Source organism: Meiothermus sp. Pnk-1 (assembly GCF_003226535.1).
Lineage (GTDB): Bacteria > Deinococcota > Deinococci > Deinococcales > Thermaceae > Allomeiothermus.
The window spans coordinates 207,966-224,252 of sequence record NZ_QKOB01000001.1; the positions used below are offsets into that span (position 1 = coordinate 207,966).

Genomic DNA, 16,287 nt, shown 5'->3' on the forward strand with positions numbered 1-16,287 from the left:
CAACGCCAAACGCCAAACGCTAAACGCCGGATACCAGGGGTCATTTTGATGGCGTATTGCCTCTGGCTCCTGGGATCGGCCTTCGCCCAACCCGCTGCCAACACCCCACCCCCCGATTTTTCGCCCCGGGTCTTCGAGATCGCCCGGGAACTGCGCTGCCCGGTCTGCCAGGGGGAATCGGTGGCGGAGTCCAACGCCGGGATCAGCCAGGAGATGCGCCGCATCATCGCCGAGCAGTTGGCCCAGGGCAAGACCAAGGAGCAGATCAAAGCCTACTTCGTAAGCCGCTATGGGCCCTGGATCCTCTACGAACCGCCCCGCTCCGGGCTCACCCTCTGGGTCTGGCTGGCCCCGCTGGTGGGGGTGGGGTTCATCGGGGCGGGCCTGTACTTTTACCTGCAATCCGCCCGGCGGCGCTTGCTCGAGGCGGGCGCGGCGGAGGTTTCCGAAGAGGAGCTGCGCCGCGCCGAAGCCGAACTCGACCGACCATGACCCTGATCCTCGCCTTGCTAGTCTTGCTGGCCGCCATCGGCTACGCGATGCTACCGTTGCGCCAGGCGGCTCGGCCTTTCCCCCCCAACCCCCGCCCCGAAGAACTCCAGGCCGAATTGCAGCTGCTCAAGGCCCAGGCTAAGGAGGCCGAGGGCGAAGAGCGCAAACGGCTTCTGTTGCAGATCGTGAAGTTGGAACGGGAAATTGGACCGCTTCCCGGCGAACTGCCTCCCCCGCGCCGGTTCCCTCCGGCGCTTTGGGGGGTGGCGGCGCTGGGGGTGATCGCGCTGGGGGTGGGCCTTTACGCCTTCACCCTGCCCCGGCTGCCCGGCGAGACCACGGTTACCGCCCGCTCCGAAGCACGGGAGTTGAAGCGGCTGGAGGAGAGGGCCAAGCAGGGTGGGCAGACGGGGGACTGGCTGGCTTTTGCACACAAGGCCTGGGAACTCCAGGACTTCGACCGGGCTGCACAAGCCTACGTTCGGGTGCTCCAGCAAGACCCCCGCAACGTCGAGGCGGTGCGGCGGGTGGGCATCCTGCTCTTTATGGGGGGCCGCCCACAGGAAGCGGTGCAGTTCCTCCAGATCGCCCTGCGCGCCGACCCCAAGGCCACCGAGGGCTGGCTTTTCCTGGGGAATGCTTACTTCCAACTCGGCCAGCGCGAAGCGGCTATCCGGGCTTGGGAGAACTACCTGGCCAACGGCGGCGAGGCTCGAGAGCGCGTACAAAACCTCATCGCCACGGCCAAGGCCCAACAGAGCGCTCCCGGCGCGTCGGGGCAGCAGGTCTATCTGCAAAAGTGCGCCGCCTGCCACGGAGCGCAGGCCCAAGGGGGAGTCGGGCCCAAGCTGGCCGGAAACCCCATCGTCAAAGTGCCCCAGGCGGTCAGCGAGATCGTGAAGAACGGGCGGGGAAAGATGCCCGCGGTTTTGCTCAGCGACGAGGAGCTGAAAGCATTGCTGGAGTACTTGGGGGGTTTATGAAGCTCACCCGGCGCGACCTCATCTGGATCCTACCCAGCACGGCTACGGCAGGGTTTTTCGGCTGGTTCGCCCTGCGGGCCTATAACATCCAGCTCAGAAAAGCCGGGGTCGGCGCGCCGCAGTGGAAGGAGGGGCCGAGGCTCGAGGTGGCTAGGGTCTTTGCGCTGGCCCAGCCCTGGGATTTCCGCTACTTCGAGTACCCGGTCGCCATCGGGGCTGCCACGCGGCTGCTCGAGGCGGTGCTGATCCGGGTGCCCCAGCCGCAAGAAGGCGGTCTCACCGTGGGCGAGGCCCACTTCCTGGCCCTCTCGCGCATCTGCACCCACCAAGGCTGCACGGTGCGGTACGTGCCCGACCCCGAGGTGGGCTCCATCGCCTATAATTACCGCTCCGACCATCCCTTCCTGGGCTGCCCCTGTCATTTTGGGGCCTACGACCCCTTGCAGGCCGGGAAGGCCGTATACGGCCCGCCGCGCTACCCATTGCCCCGGCTGCGCCTGGAAGAGGAAGCCGGGACGATCTATGTAGTCGGCCACGAGATTCCGCTACGCCCGGCGGAGGGAGGGTGAGGCGGTGGTGGCCTCACCCCGTGAGCTGCACCCGTACGAACTTGTCTTTGCCCCGCTGGAGCACCCGCGGCTTGTCCAGCGAGACCAGCAGATTGGGGTCGGTGATGACCTCGCCGTCTAGCCGCAGGCCCCGGTTTTGGATCAAGCGTTTAGCCTCGCCGTTGGACTCGGTGAGGCCGGAGAGGGTAAAGAGCTTGGCGACCCCGATCCGGCCCTCCTGGAGCTCGCTCGAGGTGATCTGGACGGTGCGAATATCGTCGGGGATGCCGCCCTTGGCGACCTCGTTGTACCGTTCCTCGGCTTGGCGCACGGTCTCGCTGACGTTGAGGGAGTAACCGGTTAGGGGTGCCACCACGATCATCACTGCCTGGGGTTCGCTATCCCGCCCGGCCGCCTCGAGCCGGTATCCCATCTCCTCGTACAACCCGCGGTCAAGCCGCGCCGGGATGCGCGGCAGGGCATAGCTTCCGGCCACCAGCCGGGCCAGGACCCGGTGCGCCCCTACTGGCCCGCCTCGTTCGAGAACCTGCCGGATCTCTTGGGGGGTCAGGTCGGTGCACAGCTCGAGGTACTTGGGTAGCAGGTCGTCGCCTACCTTCATCAGCTTGCGGTAGATCTCGGCGGGTTCCTCGGTGATGCCGATGTAGTTGTCGTAGCTCTTGGACATCTTGCGCCCGTCGGGGCCCTCCAGCAGGGGCATGATGAAAGCCACCTGCTCCTCGAGGCCGTAGGCCCGCTGCACCTCGCGGCCCACCAGCAGGTTGAACTTCTGGTCGGTACCCCCCATCTCCACGTCGGCCCGGATTGGCACCGAGTCGTACCCTTGGGCGAAGGGATAGAGGAACTCGTGGATGGAGATAGGGATGCCCTGGGTGTAGCGGTTTTTGAAGTCCTCGCGCTCGAGCATCTGGGCCACCGTAAGCTGCGAGGCCAGCTTGATGACTTCCTTGAAGTTCAGGTTCTCCAGCCACTCCGAGTTGTAGCGCAGTTCGAAGCGCTCTTGGTCCTCGGTGATCAGGATCTTGCCGACTTGCTCGACATAGCTCTTGGCGTTGGCGCGGGTCTCCTCGAGGGTGAGAGGGGGGCGGGTGGCGCTGCGCCCGGAGGGGTCGCCGATCATGGCGGTGAAGTCCCCGATGATGATGACGACTTTATGCCCCAACTCCTGGAACTGGCGCATCTTCCTGAGCACCACCGCATGGCCGATGTGGATGTCCGGTCGGGTGGGGTCCAAGCCCAGCTTTACGGTGAGCTTTTTGCCCGAAGAGAGTTTTTCCAGCAGCTTTTCGTGGGGGATGATCTCGACCGAGCCGGCCTCGAGCTGCTTCAAGGCCTCGACGGGGGATGCAACCGAGTTCATGCCCCCAAGTATACGGAAATAGCCGGCCTTCCATCCTCACGATGCTCAAGTGAACCAAGCCCTGCGAGGGGAGCCCCTATACTAAACCCGTGCGTACCTTGTTGATCCTGGCCGTCCTGCTGGGGGGGCTTTACCTCTATGCCGAGAATTTTGGTCTGGCCATAGGCGCGCCGCCTTTCATCCCGGTTTATTACTGGAAGTACACTGGCACCGCCACCAAGCAGCTCCGGGTGAGCGGGATCGCCGATTCGGTCAAGATCATGCTCAGCGGCGGGCTATCCGAAGGTAGCGTGACCATCGAGCTTCGCCAGGGAGGACAGCTCGTTTCTACGCCAAAGACCTACACCGGCACCTTCAAGGATCAGCTTCAGTACCGGGTGAGCCCGGGGCTTTACGACATCGTCTTCCGCATCGAGCGGGCCAAGGGCAGCGTCCGCTATGACTGGGTCTCGACTAAATTCGATCCCTACTAAATGCTTGGGACCATGCGGGGTTTCCGTGCACCGCCCGTGTCATTACCGAGGGAGTCAGGGGAAAAACCTGGGCGTGCCCAGCCCACCCGCGGCGATTGCTAGAAGCCATCCTGTGTGGTAACCTTGGGGTTGGCTTGCCCGAAACGGGCGCAAGAAAGCAAACTCTGGGAGGAGCATGGCACAGAAAAAAACCACCCGTAATCCCTCGGCGATGAAGCGCCACCGTCAGTCTCTCAAGCGGCGGGCGGCCAACCGTTCCAAGAAGTCCACGATCAAGACCATCAGCAAGAAGGCCGTAGCCCTGGCTCAGCAGGGCAATGCCGAAGAAGCCACCAAGTTTCTACGCCTGGCCGAGAGCCTGATTGACAAAGCTGCCAAGGGCTCCACCTTGCACAAGCGCGCCGCCAGCCGCAAGAAGTCCCGCTTGGCCAGGAGCGTGCACAAGCTCCTCAGCGCTTCGGCGTAGCAACCTGTAGGGGTGAAGGATGGGCAAGGGAGATCGTCGCACTCGTCGAGGCAAGATCTGGCGCGGTAGCTACGGCAAATACCGCCCCCGCAAGAAGTAGCCGCGAATACGGGAGTTTCGCAGCCCCCATCCTGGATAAGGATGGGGGTTTTTAGGGGAGGGAGCCCCGGCGTGAGTAAAACCTCAGGCCCCAGAAGCCAAGTCACCCGTGCCCTCAGCGAACCGTGCCGCTGTGTTCGGCTTCTTCCTCCCACAGCAAGTCCCGCAGCAGCCAGCCTTTGCCGGGCGGGGCGATTTCGCCTTTGCGGATGCTCTGGATCAGGTAACGGCGCACCAGGCCGATACTGTAGCCGCTCTGGACTATTTCCCCTAGATTGCGGCTGCCGTCGAGGTGAACGGTGATGTCGTCAGGGTGGGGGGCTTGCCCGGCCAGCGTGCGGCGGGCGGTAGGGTGGCGGATACGCAGCCCGAACCAGGCGTATTTGCGCAGGGGCATCAGGTCGCCCTCGCGCAGACCGCGCCAGGCTCGTTCGGCTGCGATGATGAGCGGAACCTCCCAGATCTTGGCGGCCCCTCGGATACTCTTTCCACCTATGAAGAGCCCATAGGGCTCAGAGGCCCGCAAAGCCTCCAACACCCGGCTGGGCGAGTCGAAAAGCTGGCGGAAGCGGGTCCACTCGTCGTAAAGGCGCGCCCATTCGCCGATCAGGGCTTTGAAGCGCAGCGCAGGCGGTGGCGCCGAGTCGCCGTGGCCAGCGGGCGCTGCGCTGGTGAAGCGGAACCAGCCCTCCTGAGGCTGCAACGGCAGGGTAGAGATGGCCTCCAGCCCCTCCCAGTCCAGAATGCCTCCGCCGGTAATCTCGCCCTCGAGGAAGTGTAAGTGCACCGGTAGGCCCCCTACCTCGAGGCGAAGCTCGCCCGAGCCGCGGTTCTCGTGGATCATCTCCAGCAGTTCTAGAAGCCCGATTGTTGCTAAGCTGCCTTCCACAGGTGGCCTTCTTTAGCGTTCCTCCCGGTATCCTTCGCCCAGGCCCAGGACTAGGGTTTTCCCCTGGGTACCAACATACTCCAACAGCGCCTCCCGCAGGGCCGCAACTGCACTTTGAGGGGCGAGGGCGGCCAGGGTTGGTCCGGCCCCACCGACGAAGGCCGCCAACGCCCCGGCCTGGTAGGCCCGCTCTAAGGCGGCCTCGAGCCCCGGCATGAGCTGGGCCCGGTAAGGTTGGTGGAGCCGGTCCCGTGCGGCCTCGCGCAGAGCATCCAGGCGTCCTGAAAAGAGCGCCGCAGGCCACAAAGCAGCCCGGGCCAGGTTGAAGACCGCATCGGCATGAGGTATCGCTGGGGGCAGGGCGGCCCGCGCGAGGGGGGTTGGAACCTCGTAGGCGGGAATCCCCAGCACGAACCTCAGGCCCTTGGGGGAGGGTAGGGGTAGGGCCAAAGGGGGATCGGCCAAGGCCGCTACAAAGCCGCCGTAAACCGCCGGGGCTACGTTGTCGGGGTGACCTTCGAGCTGGGCCGTCACCCGGAACACCCCGTCCTTGCCCAGCCTGCCCCCCGAGAAGCGATCGGCCAGGGCCGCGCCCGCTACCAACGCCGCCGAGCTCGAGCCCATCCCCCGCGCGAGCGGGATCGGGTTGTAGGCCCTGATAGCGATGGCCGGAGGGGGTTCCCCGATCTCGGCCCAGGCCGCGCGGTAGGCCTGGTGGATCAGGTTATCAGGGTGAGGGGGCACACTCCCCTCGCCCTCGTAGAAAAAGGAGTCCTGCGCGGCAAGGCGGGCTTCGACCTCCAGATATAGGTCCAGGGCCACCCCCAAAGCATCGAAGCCAGAGCCCAGGTTGGCCAAAGTTGCGGGAACGTACAGGCGCACCACTGCGGCGAATTATACCGGAGTGTGACCGGTCTGCTAATGCCAGTAAGGCCGGACCTGCCCTTGGGCCAGCCGTTCTCTGGCTTGGGGTATGGCGTCGGCGAGCTCGTGGGCCAACAGGCCCACCCTCCCCAGCAGGTCCCCGGCCAGGCCGTGCAGGTAGACCCCCAGCCGGGCTGCGTCCCAAGGCGCGAGCCCCGCCGCTAGCAAAGCCCCGATTACCCCAGAGAGTACATCCCCCATCCCGCCCGTGGCCATCGCCGGGTTGCCGGTGGTATTGACCGCCAGGCGCTCTCCTGCAGCGATCACCGTGGGCCCCCCCTTGAGCACCACCGTCACCGCAAAGCGCCCGGCCAGGGTGCGGGCGCTCTCGAGGGGGAAGCGGGCCACCTCCTGAGCGGAGCTTTGCAACAGCCGGGCCGCCTCGCCAGGGTGCGGGGTGATGACGGTGGGAATCCCTGCCCCGGCGAACTCCTCTACGATCTCAGGGTGCAGGGCATCGGCGTCCAGAAGGGTGGGGAGGCCCAGCGCACGCACGGCCTGTGCCGCCTCCTTCCCCGATGGCCCGGCCCCCATCCCTACCGCTACCGCCTCGGCCTTGGCCGGCTTTAGGGCCGCTGGGCTCCAGCCCACCACCGGAAGGCGTACCGCCTCGAGCGGGGGAACCACTGCGGCTTCCTGGGGATAGGCTACCGTCACTAGCCCCGCTCCGGCGCGATAGGCGGCGATGGCGCTCAGCGCCGGAGCCCCGGTATAGTTGGGGTAACCCCCCACTACCAGCACCCGCCCCACGCTGCCCTTATGGGCGTCGCCAGGGCGGGAGGGCAGCAGGGCCTGCATGGCCTGGGGCGTGAGAAGTTCCGCCAAGGATTCGTCTGCCAAGGCCCCGGGAGGCATCCCGATGTCGTCCAGCAGAATCTTTCCGCAAGCTGCGCGTTGGGGGTAGAAGAGGTGCTCGCGCTTGAGGGCGGCCAGGGCCACGGTGAGGTCAGCTTTGACGTGGGGGGTGTAGGGAAGCCCGGAGGGCAGATCGGCGGCCACCACGCTGAGACCGGATTGGTTGATCTTTTCCACCAGCTCGGCGTAAAAGCCTTGCAGGGGGCCGTTCAGGCCGGTGCCGAAAAGGGCATCGAGCAGCACGGTATGGGGCCTAGGCTCCCATGCCGAAAGGGGCTGCACCTCCACGCCGTGGGCCTCGAGCGCCTGCCGCATGGCCGCTGCCTCCCCCTGTTGCCCTGGGGCGGCGTAGACTTCGACCTCACACCCCCACACCTTTAGCCAGCGGGCCGCTGCCAGCCCGTCCCCGCCGTTATTCCCCTTACCGCACAGCACCACCACCCGCCGGTCGGGATAGCTCCGCAGCAAGGCTTGGGCGACCCCGCGCCCCGCGGCGTCCATCAGTAGCAGGCTGGGGTAGCCCCCCCGAGCAGCTTTTTGGTCGGCGAGCCGCATGGCGGCGGAGGTATAAAGGCGCAGACTATGTGCTTTCACGTATCCCCCACCTAACCCAAGCTTACCTTGGCCGCTTATACTTTGCCCTAAGGATGCCCACCGTACACTCTCCCCTTGGCCTACGCCAACGCCTGGCAACAGGGATGCTCAGGCTGCTTGGTTGGAAGGTCGTCCTCGAGCCTCCACCTGGCCCCAAGGTGGTGATGGTGGGTTACCCCCATACCTCCAACGTGGACTTCTTCTATGCCATCTTGTGGGCCTGGGCCACCGGCACCAAGATGAGCTTTATCGGCAAACGGCAACTTTTTGGCGGCCTCATGGGGCCGCTCATGCGGCGGCTGGGTGGGATCCCCGTTGACCGCGACAAGACTAAGAACTTTGTCAAGCAAGTGGCAGAGATCTTCGCCCAACGCGAAGAGCTTTGGCTGGTCATCGCCGCCGAGGGCACGCGCAGCCGGGCCGACCACTGGCGCAGCGGGTTTTATTACATGGCCCTCGAGGCCAAGGTTCCCATCGCGCTGGCCTACCTGGACTACGCGAGCAAAGAGGTCGGGGTGGGCGGGTACTTTGTGCCCAGCGGCGATATCGTAAAAGACTTCGCGATCATCGAGCAGTTTTATGCCGGTAAAGTGGGGCGTACCCCCAAAAACCAGGGCCCGGTGCGATTGAAGCCGCCGGGCTAGGGCATGGGGTGCTGGAGGGCCAGCTCGCGCACCCGCGCTTTGAGTTCGGGGCTGGGGCCCTGGGTGAGGGCCTCGTCGATGAAGGCGGCGATGAGGGGCATCTCCTCGGGGGTAAAGCCGCGGGTGGTGATGGCCGGGGTGCCGATGCGGATGCCCGAGGTCACCCAGGGTTTCTCGGGGTCGTAGGGAACGGTGCTCTTGGAGACGGTGATGTTGACCTGGTCGAGGAGGCTGGAGGCCTTGTTGCCCTTGATGCCCTGAGGGCGCAGGTCGAGCACGAAGAGGTGGTTGTCGGTACCGCCCGAGACCACCCGGTAGCCGCGCTCGAGGAAGCTCTGGGCGAGGGCCTGGGCGTTTTCGATGATGCGGCGGGCATAGTCCTTGAAGGAGGGTTGCAGCGCCTCCCAGAAGGCCACCGCCTTGGCCGCGATGACGTGCTCGAGCGGCCCCCCCTGGAGGCCGGGGAAGATCATCTTGTCGATCTTGGCCCCGATCTCGAGGTCGTTGGAGAGGATCAGCCCTGAGCGCGGCCCGCGCAGGGTCTTGTGGGTGGTGGAGGTCACCACATGGGCGTACGGCATGGGCGAGGGGTGCAGCCCAGCCGCCACCAGCCCGGCGATGTGGGCGATGTCGGCCATCAGGTAGGCGCCCACCTCGTCGGCGATGACGCGGAACCTCTCGAAGTCGATGATGCGGCTGTAGGCACTGGCCCCGGCGATGATCAGCTTGGGTCTGTGCTCGAGGGCCAGCTTGCGCACCAGGTCGTAGTCGATGTACTCGGTCTGGGGGTCCACGGGGTAGCCGATGACGCGGTAGTTGAGCCCGGAGAAGTTGACCGGCGAACCGTGGGTGAGGTGCCCTCCCTGGTCGAGGGCCATGCCCATGACGGTATCGCCCTTCTCCAGCAGGGCGTAGTACACCGCGAGGTTGGCGCTAGAGCCCGAGTGCGGCTGCACGTTGGCCCAGGCCGCGCCGAAGAGCTCCTTCGCGCGGTCGATGGCGAGCTGCTCGATCTCGTCGATCACCTCGCAGCCGCCGTAGTAGCGCTTGCCGGGATAGCCCTCGGCGTATTTGTTGGTCAGCACGCTCCCGGTGGCTTCGCGCACGGCGCGAGAGGTGAAGTTCTCGCTGGCGATGAGCTCGAGGCCCTCGCGCTGGCGGGCTTCCTCTTTGGCGATGAGGCTGAATAGCAGCTCGTCGCGGGGTTCGGACTTGGGGAGGGTTTGCATAGGGTCAATTATATGTCGTACGCCTTGTGGCCTAAAGGCGATGCCTGGGCCGGCAGGGGACGTTTTGAACTACCTCGCTTGGCACCAGGCCCGGGTGCGCTAGACTGATAGCATGAGAAGCGCGCTCGGAAGAATCCCGCTGTTTATCGGTTTCGCCTTGCTGGTGGTTGCCCTCATCCTGCTGGCTTATCTTTCGGTGGACTATGTGCGGCTTTCGGCGGCGGCCTCTACCCTCAACCGCACCTACCCCAACCCCATGGGGATGGTGGTGCTCACCATGCTGCTGTGTCTGGCCTCCGGCTTTTTCTTGGGCCTGGGCGTGCGTTTTGGACGGCGCGAGGAAAAGCCCCTGGCCTGAAGGGAGCCTAGTCCCAGGTCGCCGATGCCGGCTAAGCGGAGGGTTCTCGGGTTTAGCCTGTTGCCCAAGGGGCGGCCCGTTCGCTCGGCTGAGCCCAGGCCCAAGGAGCCCGTGATGTTGGTGAGGGATGTGATGCGACGCCCGGTGCTCACCGTGGACGAGCGGGCCACCTTGCGCTCGGCCTACCAGGTGATGCAAGACCACCATATCCGCCACCTGCCGGTGACCCGGGCGGGCAAGCTGGTGGGCATCGTCACCGACCGGGACATCCGCTTGGCGGTGAGCCCATTGGCGGAGGGCGGTCCCCGCCACTTGGAGGCCGCAGTGGGCTCGATCATGAGCCAACCGGTGCTGAGCGCGGATCCCTTGGACCCGGTGGAGGAGGCCGCCCGCCTGATGCGCCGCCGCAAGATCGGGGCCTTGCCAGTGTTGGAGGGAGAGGAGCTGGTAGGGATCGTTACCGGGATCGACCTGCTGGACGCCCTGGTGATCCTCACCGGGGTGGAAAAGCCCAGCGGCAGGCTCGAGGTGCGCCTTCCCGACCGCCCCGGCGAGCTGGGACGGCTGACCCAATTCCTGGGGCGTGAAGGGATTAATATTCACTCTCTGCTTACCTACCCCGATGATCCCAAGACAGTGCGCGCGGTGCTGCGGGTAGGTACCCCCATGACCCACCAGGTCGCTGAGATGCTACGGATAGAGGGTTTTAACGTTATTTGGCCACCGCAGAAAAAGGGCTAGAGGGAAGACGCTTTACGCTATGAGCGTCCCCGTTTTGTATCATCCGGCCTATAAGACCTATACCTTCGGGCCGGAGCACCCCTTTAGCCCGCGCAGGTTGGAGATGCTGCTCAGCCTCCTCGAGGCATGGGGCCATGCGGTTCCTCGGCGCCCCCTGCAACCGGCCACCCGCGAGGAGGTTCTGACGGTTCACGCCGAGCGGCTGGTGCGGCGGGTAGAGGGTTGCTCGGTGGGGGAGGTTGCCGCCGATGTCGAACACTACGGCCTGGGGACTGCCGACACCCCTATATTCCCCGGCATGGACGAGGCCACCCGTTGGCTGGTGGGGGGGACGCTCGAGGCCGCCCGGATGATCCTGCGGGGGGAGGCCCGGGAGGTGCTGCAGCTGGGAGGTGGGCTGCACCACGCCCAGTATGACCGTAGTTCGGGATTTTGCGTCTACAACGACCTCTCGGTGGCGATCCGGCACCTCACCCGTGCCGGGTTGCGGGTGGCTTATCTCGATATAGATGTGCACCACGGCGACGGGGTGCAGTGGATCCACTACGACGAGGCCGAGGTGCTCACGCTGAGCTTGCACGAGTCGGGGCGCTACCTATTCCCCGGCACCGGGGCCATCTACGAGATCGGCAAGGGAGCTGGGCTGGGCCGCAAGCTCAACGTGCCGCTCGAGCCCTTCACCCAAGACGAGAGCTACCTGGAGGTGTTCGAGGCGGTGCTCGAGCCCGCCCTGGCCTGGTTCCGCCCCGATGTCATGGTCATCCAGTGCGGGGCCGACGCGCACTTCCTCGACCCGCTGGCCGATCTGGTACTGAGCACCCGGGCTTACCAGAAGCTCTTCCTCCGGATGCGCGAATATGTCCGGGAGTTCTCCGGGGGGAAGGCCGTGTACACCCTGGGAGGGGGCTATAGCCTGGACGCCACCACCCGTGTCTGGGCCATGCTGTATTTGCTCCTACAGGGCCACCCCCTCCCCGACCGCCTGCCCGAGGCCTGGCGGCAGCACTGGGAGGGCCAGCTTCACAAAGCGCTCACCCCTACCCTCCACGACGCCGCGGACTCCATCCCAAAGATCCCCCGCCGCCCCGAGATCGTCCGGCACAACTGGGGGCAGGTGGTGCGGCTGCTCGAACTGGTTAAGCCCTACTGGACCTGAGGCGGGCCGGGCTCCCACTCACATTTTCCAAGAACTTTTACGACTAACTTGGGCCTGGTGGAGGGACCCATGCACGGAGAGTACAAGGCCCCCGGTGGAAAGCTGGTGGTGGTGGTGGATCTCGAGGTCTACACCGGGCGGTTGGCCCAGGTCCGGGTGAGCGGGGATTTCTTCCTCGAGCCGGAAGAGGCCCTGGATCGGATCAACGCCGCGCTCGAGGGCCTACCGGTTACAAGCGACGAGACCGAGATCGCCCAAGCCGTTCGGCAGGCGGCTGCACACGCCGAGATGATCGGGTTCTCGCCGGAGGCCGTCGCGGTGGCGGTCAAGCGGGCGCTTTCGGGTTAGCGGAGCTAGCCTATGCGGACGAACTGGCATGACTACGAGTGGCAACTTTTGCGGGATGGCCCCCTGAGCCCCAACCTGCACATGGCCCTGGACGAGGTGCTGACCTACGAGGTGGGGGCCGGACGGCGCAAACCGACCCTGCGCATCTGGGAGTGGGGGGCTCCGGCGGTGGTGATCGGGCGCTATCAGTCGGTGAAGAACGAGGTGGACCTGGAGAACCTGGAGCGCTACGGCTTCGAGGTGGTGCGCCGCATCAGCGGGGGCGGGGCCATGTTCATCGAGCCCGGCAACACCATCACCTACTCGGTCTACGCCCCGCAGGAGTTGGTGGCGGGGATGAGCTTTCAGGAGTCGTACGCCCGGATGGACGCGTGGGTGCTCGAGGCCCTCAAAACCCTGGGGATCAAGGCCTGGTACCAGCCCATCAACGACATCACCAGCGAGGGCGGCAAGATCGCCGGAGCCGCCCAGACCCGGCGTGGCGGGGCGGTGCTCCACCACGTCACGATGGCCTACGACATCGACGCGGCCAAAATGGTGCAGGTGCTCAGGATCGGGCGGGAAAAGCTCTCCGACAAGGGCCAGACCAGCGCCCAGAAGCGGGTGGACCCCTGCGCTCGCAGACCGGCCTGCCCCGAGCGGCAGTGATTGACCGGATGATCGAGACCTTCGATGACCTGTACGGCCTAAACCGGGATGAGCTAAAGCCCGAGGAGCTCGAGGCGGCCTGGAACCTGGTGCGGACCAAATTTGCCACGCGGGAGTGGATCTACCTCATCCCCTAGAAAAACTCGAGCCTCTCCCAATCCGGCTCCCCGAGGCCGTAAGCTTCGAGAAAAACCCTGTCCCAGCCCTCCCCGAACTGCGGGTTGTGATCAGAGGTGAGGCTGCGGGTCATGAGGGCTAGGTCTTGGTAGCGGTCGGCCACGCCGAGGCGCCCCAGGTCGACGAACCCGCTGAGCTTCCCCTCCTGCAGCAGGACGTTGGGCAGGCAGTAGTCCCCGTGGCAGACCACTAAATCCTCATCGGTGGGGCGCGTCTGGAGGAGCACCTCGAGCAGTTCCTCTGCCGACTTTCCTTGCCAGCGTTCATCGAAGCCTGCGGGGTCCACCAACCCGAGTTCGGTGCGCCGCCGCACCTGGGCGAGCTTGGCCTCGAGCCGTTGGTCGAAAGGGCAGCGCTCGAGGGGGATCGAGTGAAGCCGTTTGAGCGCTTCGGCAATCGCTACGACCACTCGAGGCCGCTCCTCCGGTGGCCAGTTCTCGGCCCCACTCCGTCCCGCGATCTCGGTCATCAGCAGGTACTCGCAGCCGTCCTGTTGGCTATACTCGAGCACCTCCGGCGCTGGAACCCAGGCCGAGAGCCAGCGCATCTTCTCGGCCTCTGGAGCCAACCGAAACCCCGGATCAGGGTCGTGGGAATCGGGGCGAATCTTAAGGATCAGACCGGGTTCCCCCGCTTTGCGCCACCGGTAGACGCCCGCGCCGGACATTCCCACCGTGACCGGCTCAGCCTCGTACCCTTGGAGCCAGCGAGATACCGCTTGGGGCAGCGCCTCGAGCATCAGACCCATAGGCTCACGAAGCGGAACTTCTCCACGTCTACCAGCCCCCGATCGGTGAGCTTGAGCTTGGGAATGACCTCGAGGGGCAAAAACGCCACGTGCATCACCGGGTCATGGAGGGTAGAGCCGAGCTGTTGGGTGGCGGCGAGCAGCGTATCCATCTGCTCGCGGATCTTGGGTAGAGGCTGGTCGCTCATCAGCCCGGCGATGGGCAAGGGGGTAAGGGCCAACACTTCCTGACCTAACGCCACTGCGTACCCCCCGCCCGCCTCGGCCAGGGCCCGCATCGCCGTGCGCATGGATTCGTCGTCGGCTCCCGCGCAGGTCAGGTTGTGGCTGTCGTGGCCGACGGTCCCCGCGATAGCTCCTTTCCGCAACCCCAGCCCGTGGACGAAGCCCAAACCGACCCCGGCTTTCCCGTAACGGTTCACCACCGCTACCTTGAGCAGGTCGCGCTCCGGATCGGCCTGAGCCAGCCCGCCCACCACCTTGGGAGACATGATCCGCTCCTCGGTCACCACCTGGTGGGGCACCACCCCGATGGCCCGAAGTTGATTTCCCTGGACCGGGATATCCAGCGAGAGGCGGTCCAGGTCTACCCGCACGGTGTGGCGCACCCGGCTCTGGTCAGCCTCGGGGCCTACCCAATCGCCCACCGGAGCCCCCGCCTCGCCCACCCAGCGGCCACGGGCATAGACCCGCTCGGCGCGGAAGTCCTCGAGCGAACGCACCACCACCAGATCCGCCCTCCGGCCCGGAGCGATAGCCCCCCGGTCGTAGAGCCGGTGGGCGTTGGCGGCGTTCAGGGTGGCCATTTGGAGGGCTGTGAGGGGAGAAAGCCCGCGTTGCACTGCCTTGCGAATGAGAAAGTCCAGGTGGCCCTCCTCGAGCAAATCCTCGGGGTGGCGGTCGTCGGTGCAGAAGGCCATCCGGGGGGCGGTCTTCTCGTTGATGATGGGAAGTAGGGCTTCCAGATCGCGGGTCACGGTTCCTTCGCGCACCAGCACAAAGAGCCCGGCCCGCAGCTTCTCGAGCGCTTCCTCCGCCGTGGTGCACTCGTGGTCGGTGGCGGGGCCTGCCGCGGCATAGGCCTGGAGCCACTTCCCGCCGATCCTGGGGGCGTGCCCGTCGATCCGCTCGCCGCGGAAGGCCATGAGCTTGTCCAGGCTTTTCGCATCGCCCAGCACAGCGCCGGGTACGTTCATGAACTCGGCTAGGCCCAAAATCCGCGGATGCCGGCCCCACAGCTCGAGCAAGTCCGCCGCTTCCAGCACCGCCCCCGCCGTAGAGAGCGGGCTCGCGGGCACGCAGGAGGGCAGCATGATCCGCACGTCCAGGGGAAGCCCTTCGCTGGCCTCGAGCATGAAGCGGATCCCGTCCAGGCCGCATACGTTGGCGATTTCGTGGGGGTCGGCGACGAGGGTGGTGGTCCCCTTGGGCACGATGACCCGGGCCAGCTCAAAGGGCAAGGCGAGCGTGGACTCGATGTGGATATGCGTATCGATCAGCCCCGGAACCAGGTAGCCCCCCTTCAGGTCGTGCTCCTCCACCCCCCGGTAGCCCTCGCCTACCCCGGCGATGTATCCGGCGAAGACGGCTACCTCCGCCGGGTAGATCTCGCCGCTGAAGACGTTGACTACCTGGGTGTTTTTGAGCACCAGGTCGGCGGGGGCATCTCCTCGGGCTACCGCCAGCAACCGTTGGAGGGTGTCGCGTTCCATTGGAAAATTGTACCCGAGCGTGCTCACAACAGCCCCCGAGTGGCCCCCCCATCCACTACCAGGGTCTGCCCGGTGAGGTAGCTGGCTCTGGCCGACAGCACAAACACCGCCACATCGGCGATCTCCTGCGGCGTGCCCAAGCGGCCGGCGGGGATCTGCTTGGCCTGCTGGTAATAGGCTTCTTCCAACGAGATGCCTTGCTGCTGAGCGCGAAACTGGAAAACCTCTTCTACCCGCTCGGTGCGGGTGTAGCCCGGCCCCAGGGTGTTGACGGTGATGCCATAGGGGGCCACCTCGCGGGCCAGGGTTTTGGCGTAACCGGTAAGCCCCGAGCGCACGGTGTTGGAGAGGGCTAAATTCTCGATGGGCTCTTTTACCGCCAGCGAGGTGATGTAGAGGATGCGCCCGAAGCGGGCTTTTTGCATACCCGGCAGCAGCCCGCGGGTCAGCTCGAGCATGGGAAGAAGAAGGGAATGAACCGCCTCGAGGACCTCCCCGGCGCCCATCTCCTGGGCTTGCATCGGCTTGGGGCCGCCGGTATTGCCCAAAAAAATCTCGACGGTCCCGACCTTGGCCGCCTCACGCAACACCCCCTCAGCTGCGCCCGACTGCTCCAAGTCGGCAGGGAGCGCGTAGGCTTCACCGCCGAGCTCTTCGACCTCCGAAACCAGCGCCCGCAGCTTGTCCTGGCTGCGGGCCACCGCCAGCACCTTGGCTCCTTCCCGCGCCAGCGCGAGCGCGACGGCTTTCCCAATCCCCTGCGAAGCCCCGGTAACCAGCGCCAGCTTCCCTCGGATGCCCAGCTCCATGTGGAGAGTCTCG

21 protein-coding genes are annotated in these 16,287 nt (G+C 65.6%); 13 read left to right on the plus strand and 8 right to left on the minus strand.

Translation table 11 applies throughout. From position 1 onward, the window contains the following. Positions 1-48 precede the first annotated feature (48 nt). Genes DNA98_RS01120 through DNA98_RS01130 form a run of 3 tightly spaced genes read left to right on the plus strand, consistent with a single transcriptional unit; the run spans position 49 to position 2,044 of the window. The gene (locus DNA98_RS01120; RefSeq protein ID WP_110524748.1) at positions 49-492 is read left to right on the plus strand and encodes a cytochrome c-type biogenesis protein; all 444 of its coding nucleotides are present in this window, start codon (positions 49-51) and stop codon (positions 490-492) included. After that, entirely contained in the window at positions 489-1,475 is a 987-nt protein-coding gene (locus DNA98_RS01125) for a c-type cytochrome (RefSeq protein WP_110524750.1), read from the plus strand. Before DNA98_RS01120 ends, DNA98_RS01125 begins: the two co-directional genes overlap by 4 nt. Next, entirely contained in the window at positions 1,472-2,044 is a 573-nt protein-coding gene (locus DNA98_RS01130) for a ubiquinol-cytochrome c reductase iron-sulfur subunit (RefSeq protein WP_110524752.1), read from the plus strand. The genes DNA98_RS01125 and DNA98_RS01130 overlap by 4 nt, the downstream gene beginning before the upstream one ends. Positions 2,045-2,057: 13 nt before the next feature. Here DNA98_RS01130 and tyrS read toward each other — a convergent pair whose 3' ends face one another. Beyond that, the gene (tyrS, locus tag DNA98_RS01135; protein ID WP_110524754.1) at positions 2,058-3,404 is read right to left on the minus strand and encodes a tyrosine--tRNA ligase; all 1,347 of its coding nucleotides are present in this window, start codon (positions 3,402-3,404) and stop codon (positions 2,058-2,060) included. An 89-nt stretch (positions 3,405-3,493) separates the two neighbouring features. On the opposite strand from tyrS, the gene DNA98_RS01140 reads away from it, so the two are divergent. The 3 genes from DNA98_RS01140 (at position 3,494) to DNA98_RS01150 (ending at position 4,443) form a co-directional block, all read left to right on the plus strand. Further along, positions 3,494-3,877 (plus strand): hypothetical protein, encoded by a 384-nt coding sequence (locus DNA98_RS01140; RefSeq protein WP_110524758.1) that lies wholly within the window; start codon positions 3,494-3,496, stop codon positions 3,875-3,877. A 175-nt stretch (positions 3,878-4,052) separates the two neighbouring features. Then, positions 4,053-4,343 (plus strand): 30S ribosomal protein S20, encoded by a 291-nt coding sequence (gene rpsT / locus DNA98_RS01145; RefSeq protein ID WP_110524760.1) that lies wholly within the window; start codon positions 4,053-4,055, stop codon positions 4,341-4,343. 19 nt (positions 4,344-4,362) lie between these two features. Continuing rightward, positions 4,363-4,443, plus strand: a complete 81-nt coding sequence (locus tag DNA98_RS01150) for a 30S ribosomal protein THX (protein WP_083771707.1) — start codon at positions 4,363-4,365, stop codon at positions 4,441-4,443. 114 nt (positions 4,444-4,557) lie between these two features. Here DNA98_RS01150 and DNA98_RS01155 read toward each other — a convergent pair whose 3' ends face one another. Genes DNA98_RS01155 through DNA98_RS01165 form a run of 3 tightly spaced genes read right to left on the minus strand, consistent with a single transcriptional unit; the run spans position 4,558 to position 7,689 of the window. Beyond that, complete coding sequence (locus tag DNA98_RS01155) at positions 4,558-5,331, minus strand: DUF4388 domain-containing protein (protein WP_110524762.1); 774 nt, start codon at positions 5,329-5,331, stop codon at positions 4,558-4,560. A gap of 12 nt (positions 5,332-5,343) precedes the next feature. Next, positions 5,344-6,216, minus strand: coding sequence for a homoserine kinase (gene thrB, locus DNA98_RS01160; protein WP_110524764.1), 873 nt, complete (start codon positions 6,214-6,216; stop codon positions 5,344-5,346). A 33-nt stretch (positions 6,217-6,249) separates the two neighbouring features. Beyond that, entirely contained in the window at positions 6,250-7,689 is a 1,440-nt protein-coding gene (locus tag DNA98_RS01165) for an NAD(P)H-hydrate dehydratase (protein WP_110525370.1), read from the minus strand. 68 nt (positions 7,690-7,757) lie between these two features. Between DNA98_RS01165 and DNA98_RS01170 the strand changes: the two genes are divergently transcribed. Continuing rightward, positions 7,758-8,348, plus strand: coding sequence for a lysophospholipid acyltransferase family protein (locus DNA98_RS01170; protein ID WP_110524766.1), 591 nt, complete (start codon positions 7,758-7,760; stop codon positions 8,346-8,348). On the opposite strand, the gene glyA is transcribed toward DNA98_RS01170, so the two are convergent. After that, entirely contained in the window at positions 8,345-9,577 is a 1,233-nt protein-coding gene (gene glyA, locus DNA98_RS01175; RefSeq protein ID WP_110524768.1) for a serine hydroxymethyltransferase, read from the minus strand. The genes DNA98_RS01170 and glyA overlap by 4 nt on opposite strands. Positions 9,578-9,689: 112 nt before the next feature. On the opposite strand from glyA, the gene DNA98_RS01180 reads away from it, so the two are divergent. From DNA98_RS01180 to DNA98_RS18320, 6 genes are all read left to right on the plus strand, one after another. Beyond that, positions 9,690-9,935 (plus strand): hypothetical protein, encoded by a 246-nt coding sequence (locus DNA98_RS01180; RefSeq protein WP_110524770.1) that lies wholly within the window; start codon positions 9,690-9,692, stop codon positions 9,933-9,935. 114 nt (positions 9,936-10,049) lie between these two features. After that, positions 10,050-10,676, plus strand: coding sequence for a CBS and ACT domain-containing protein (locus DNA98_RS01185; protein ID WP_110525372.1), 627 nt, complete (start codon positions 10,050-10,052; stop codon positions 10,674-10,676). A gap of 19 nt (positions 10,677-10,695) precedes the next feature. After that, positions 10,696-11,832 (plus strand): acetoin utilization protein AcuC, encoded by a 1,137-nt coding sequence (locus DNA98_RS01190; protein ID WP_110524772.1) that lies wholly within the window; start codon positions 10,696-10,698, stop codon positions 11,830-11,832. 69 nt (positions 11,833-11,901) lie between these two features. Continuing rightward, entirely contained in the window at positions 11,902-12,180 is a 279-nt protein-coding gene (locus DNA98_RS01195) for a biotin--protein ligase (protein ID WP_110524774.1), read from the plus strand. Between the two features lie 12 nt (positions 12,181-12,192). Beyond that, positions 12,193-12,828 carry a biotin/lipoate A/B protein ligase family protein gene (locus tag DNA98_RS01200; RefSeq protein WP_233492991.1) on the plus strand — a complete coding sequence of 212 codons (636 nt, stop codon included), beginning with the start codon at positions 12,193-12,195 and terminating at the stop codon, positions 12,826-12,828. Positions 12,829-12,836: 8 nt separating this feature from the next. After that, positions 12,837-12,965, plus strand: coding sequence for a hypothetical protein (locus DNA98_RS18320; RefSeq protein WP_255418275.1), 129 nt, complete (start codon positions 12,837-12,839; stop codon positions 12,963-12,965). On the opposite strand, the gene DNA98_RS01205 is transcribed toward DNA98_RS18320, so the two are convergent. The 3 genes from DNA98_RS01205 to DNA98_RS01215 are packed head-to-tail and all read right to left on the minus strand — an operon-like array spanning position 12,962 to position 16,274. Then, positions 12,962-13,753, minus strand: coding sequence for an APH(3') family aminoglycoside O-phosphotransferase (locus DNA98_RS01205; RefSeq protein WP_110524776.1), 792 nt, complete (start codon positions 13,751-13,753; stop codon positions 12,962-12,964). The two genes, DNA98_RS18320 and DNA98_RS01205, sit on opposite strands and share 4 nt — an antisense overlap. Further along, positions 13,744-15,465, minus strand: coding sequence for an adenine deaminase (gene ade, locus DNA98_RS01210; protein WP_110524778.1), 1,722 nt, complete (start codon positions 15,463-15,465; stop codon positions 13,744-13,746). Before ade ends, DNA98_RS01205 begins: the two co-directional genes overlap by 10 nt. Before the next feature lie 23 nt (positions 15,466-15,488). Then, on the minus strand, positions 15,489-16,274 hold the full coding sequence (locus DNA98_RS01215; protein ID WP_110524780.1) for an SDR family oxidoreductase: 786 nt from the start codon (positions 16,272-16,274) through the stop codon (positions 15,489-15,491). Positions 16,275-16,287: the final 13 nt, after the last annotated feature.

Excerpts from the sequence above, each read along its gene's own strand:
- DNA98_RS01120 (WP_110524748.1), top strand. The coding sequence starts at position 49 with ATGGCGTATTGCCTCTGGCTCCTGGGATCGGCCTTCGCCCAACCCGCT.
- DNA98_RS01125 (WP_110524750.1), top strand. The coding sequence starts at position 489 with ATGACCCTGATCCTCGCCTTGCTAGTCTTGCTGGCCGCCATCGGCTAC.
- DNA98_RS01130 (WP_110524752.1), top strand. The coding sequence starts at position 1,472 with ATGAAGCTCACCCGGCGCGACCTCATCTGGATCCTACCCAGCACGGCT.
- tyrS (WP_110524754.1), bottom strand. The coding sequence starts at position 3,404 with ATGAACTCGGTTGCATCCCCCGTCGAGGCCTTGAAGCAGCTCGAGGCC.
- rpsT (WP_110524760.1), top strand. The coding sequence starts at position 4,053 with ATGGCACAGAAAAAAACCACCCGTAATCCCTCGGCGATGAAGCGCCAC.
- DNA98_RS01150 (WP_083771707.1), top strand. The coding sequence starts at position 4,363 with ATGGGCAAGGGAGATCGTCGCACTCGTCGAGGCAAGATCTGGCGCGGT.
- DNA98_RS01170 (WP_110524766.1), top strand. The coding sequence starts at position 7,758 with ATGCCCACCGTACACTCTCCCCTTGGCCTACGCCAACGCCTGGCAACA.
- glyA (WP_110524768.1), bottom strand. The coding sequence starts at position 9,577 with ATGCAAACCCTCCCCAAGTCCGAACCCCGCGACGAGCTGCTATTCAGC.
- DNA98_RS01180 (WP_110524770.1), top strand. The coding sequence starts at position 9,690 with ATGAGAAGCGCGCTCGGAAGAATCCCGCTGTTTATCGGTTTCGCCTTG.
- DNA98_RS01185 (WP_110525372.1), top strand. The coding sequence starts at position 10,050 with ATGTTGGTGAGGGATGTGATGCGACGCCCGGTGCTCACCGTGGACGAG.
- DNA98_RS01190 (WP_110524772.1), top strand. The coding sequence starts at position 10,696 with ATGAGCGTCCCCGTTTTGTATCATCCGGCCTATAAGACCTATACCTTC.
- DNA98_RS01195 (WP_110524774.1), top strand. The coding sequence starts at position 11,902 with ATGCACGGAGAGTACAAGGCCCCCGGTGGAAAGCTGGTGGTGGTGGTG.
- DNA98_RS01200 (WP_233492991.1), top strand. The coding sequence starts at position 12,193 with ATGCGGACGAACTGGCATGACTACGAGTGGCAACTTTTGCGGGATGGC.
- DNA98_RS18320 (WP_255418275.1), top strand. The coding sequence starts at position 12,837 with ATGATCGAGACCTTCGATGACCTGTACGGCCTAAACCGGGATGAGCTA.
- DNA98_RS01205 (WP_110524776.1), bottom strand. The coding sequence starts at position 13,753 with ATGGGTCTGATGCTCGAGGCGCTGCCCCAAGCGGTATCTCGCTGGCTC.
- ade (WP_110524778.1), bottom strand. The coding sequence starts at position 15,465 with ATGGAACGCGACACCCTCCAACGGTTGCTGGCGGTAGCCCGAGGAGAT.
- DNA98_RS01215 (WP_110524780.1), bottom strand. The coding sequence starts at position 16,274 with ATGGAGCTGGGCATCCGAGGGAAGCTGGCGCTGGTTACCGGGGCTTCG.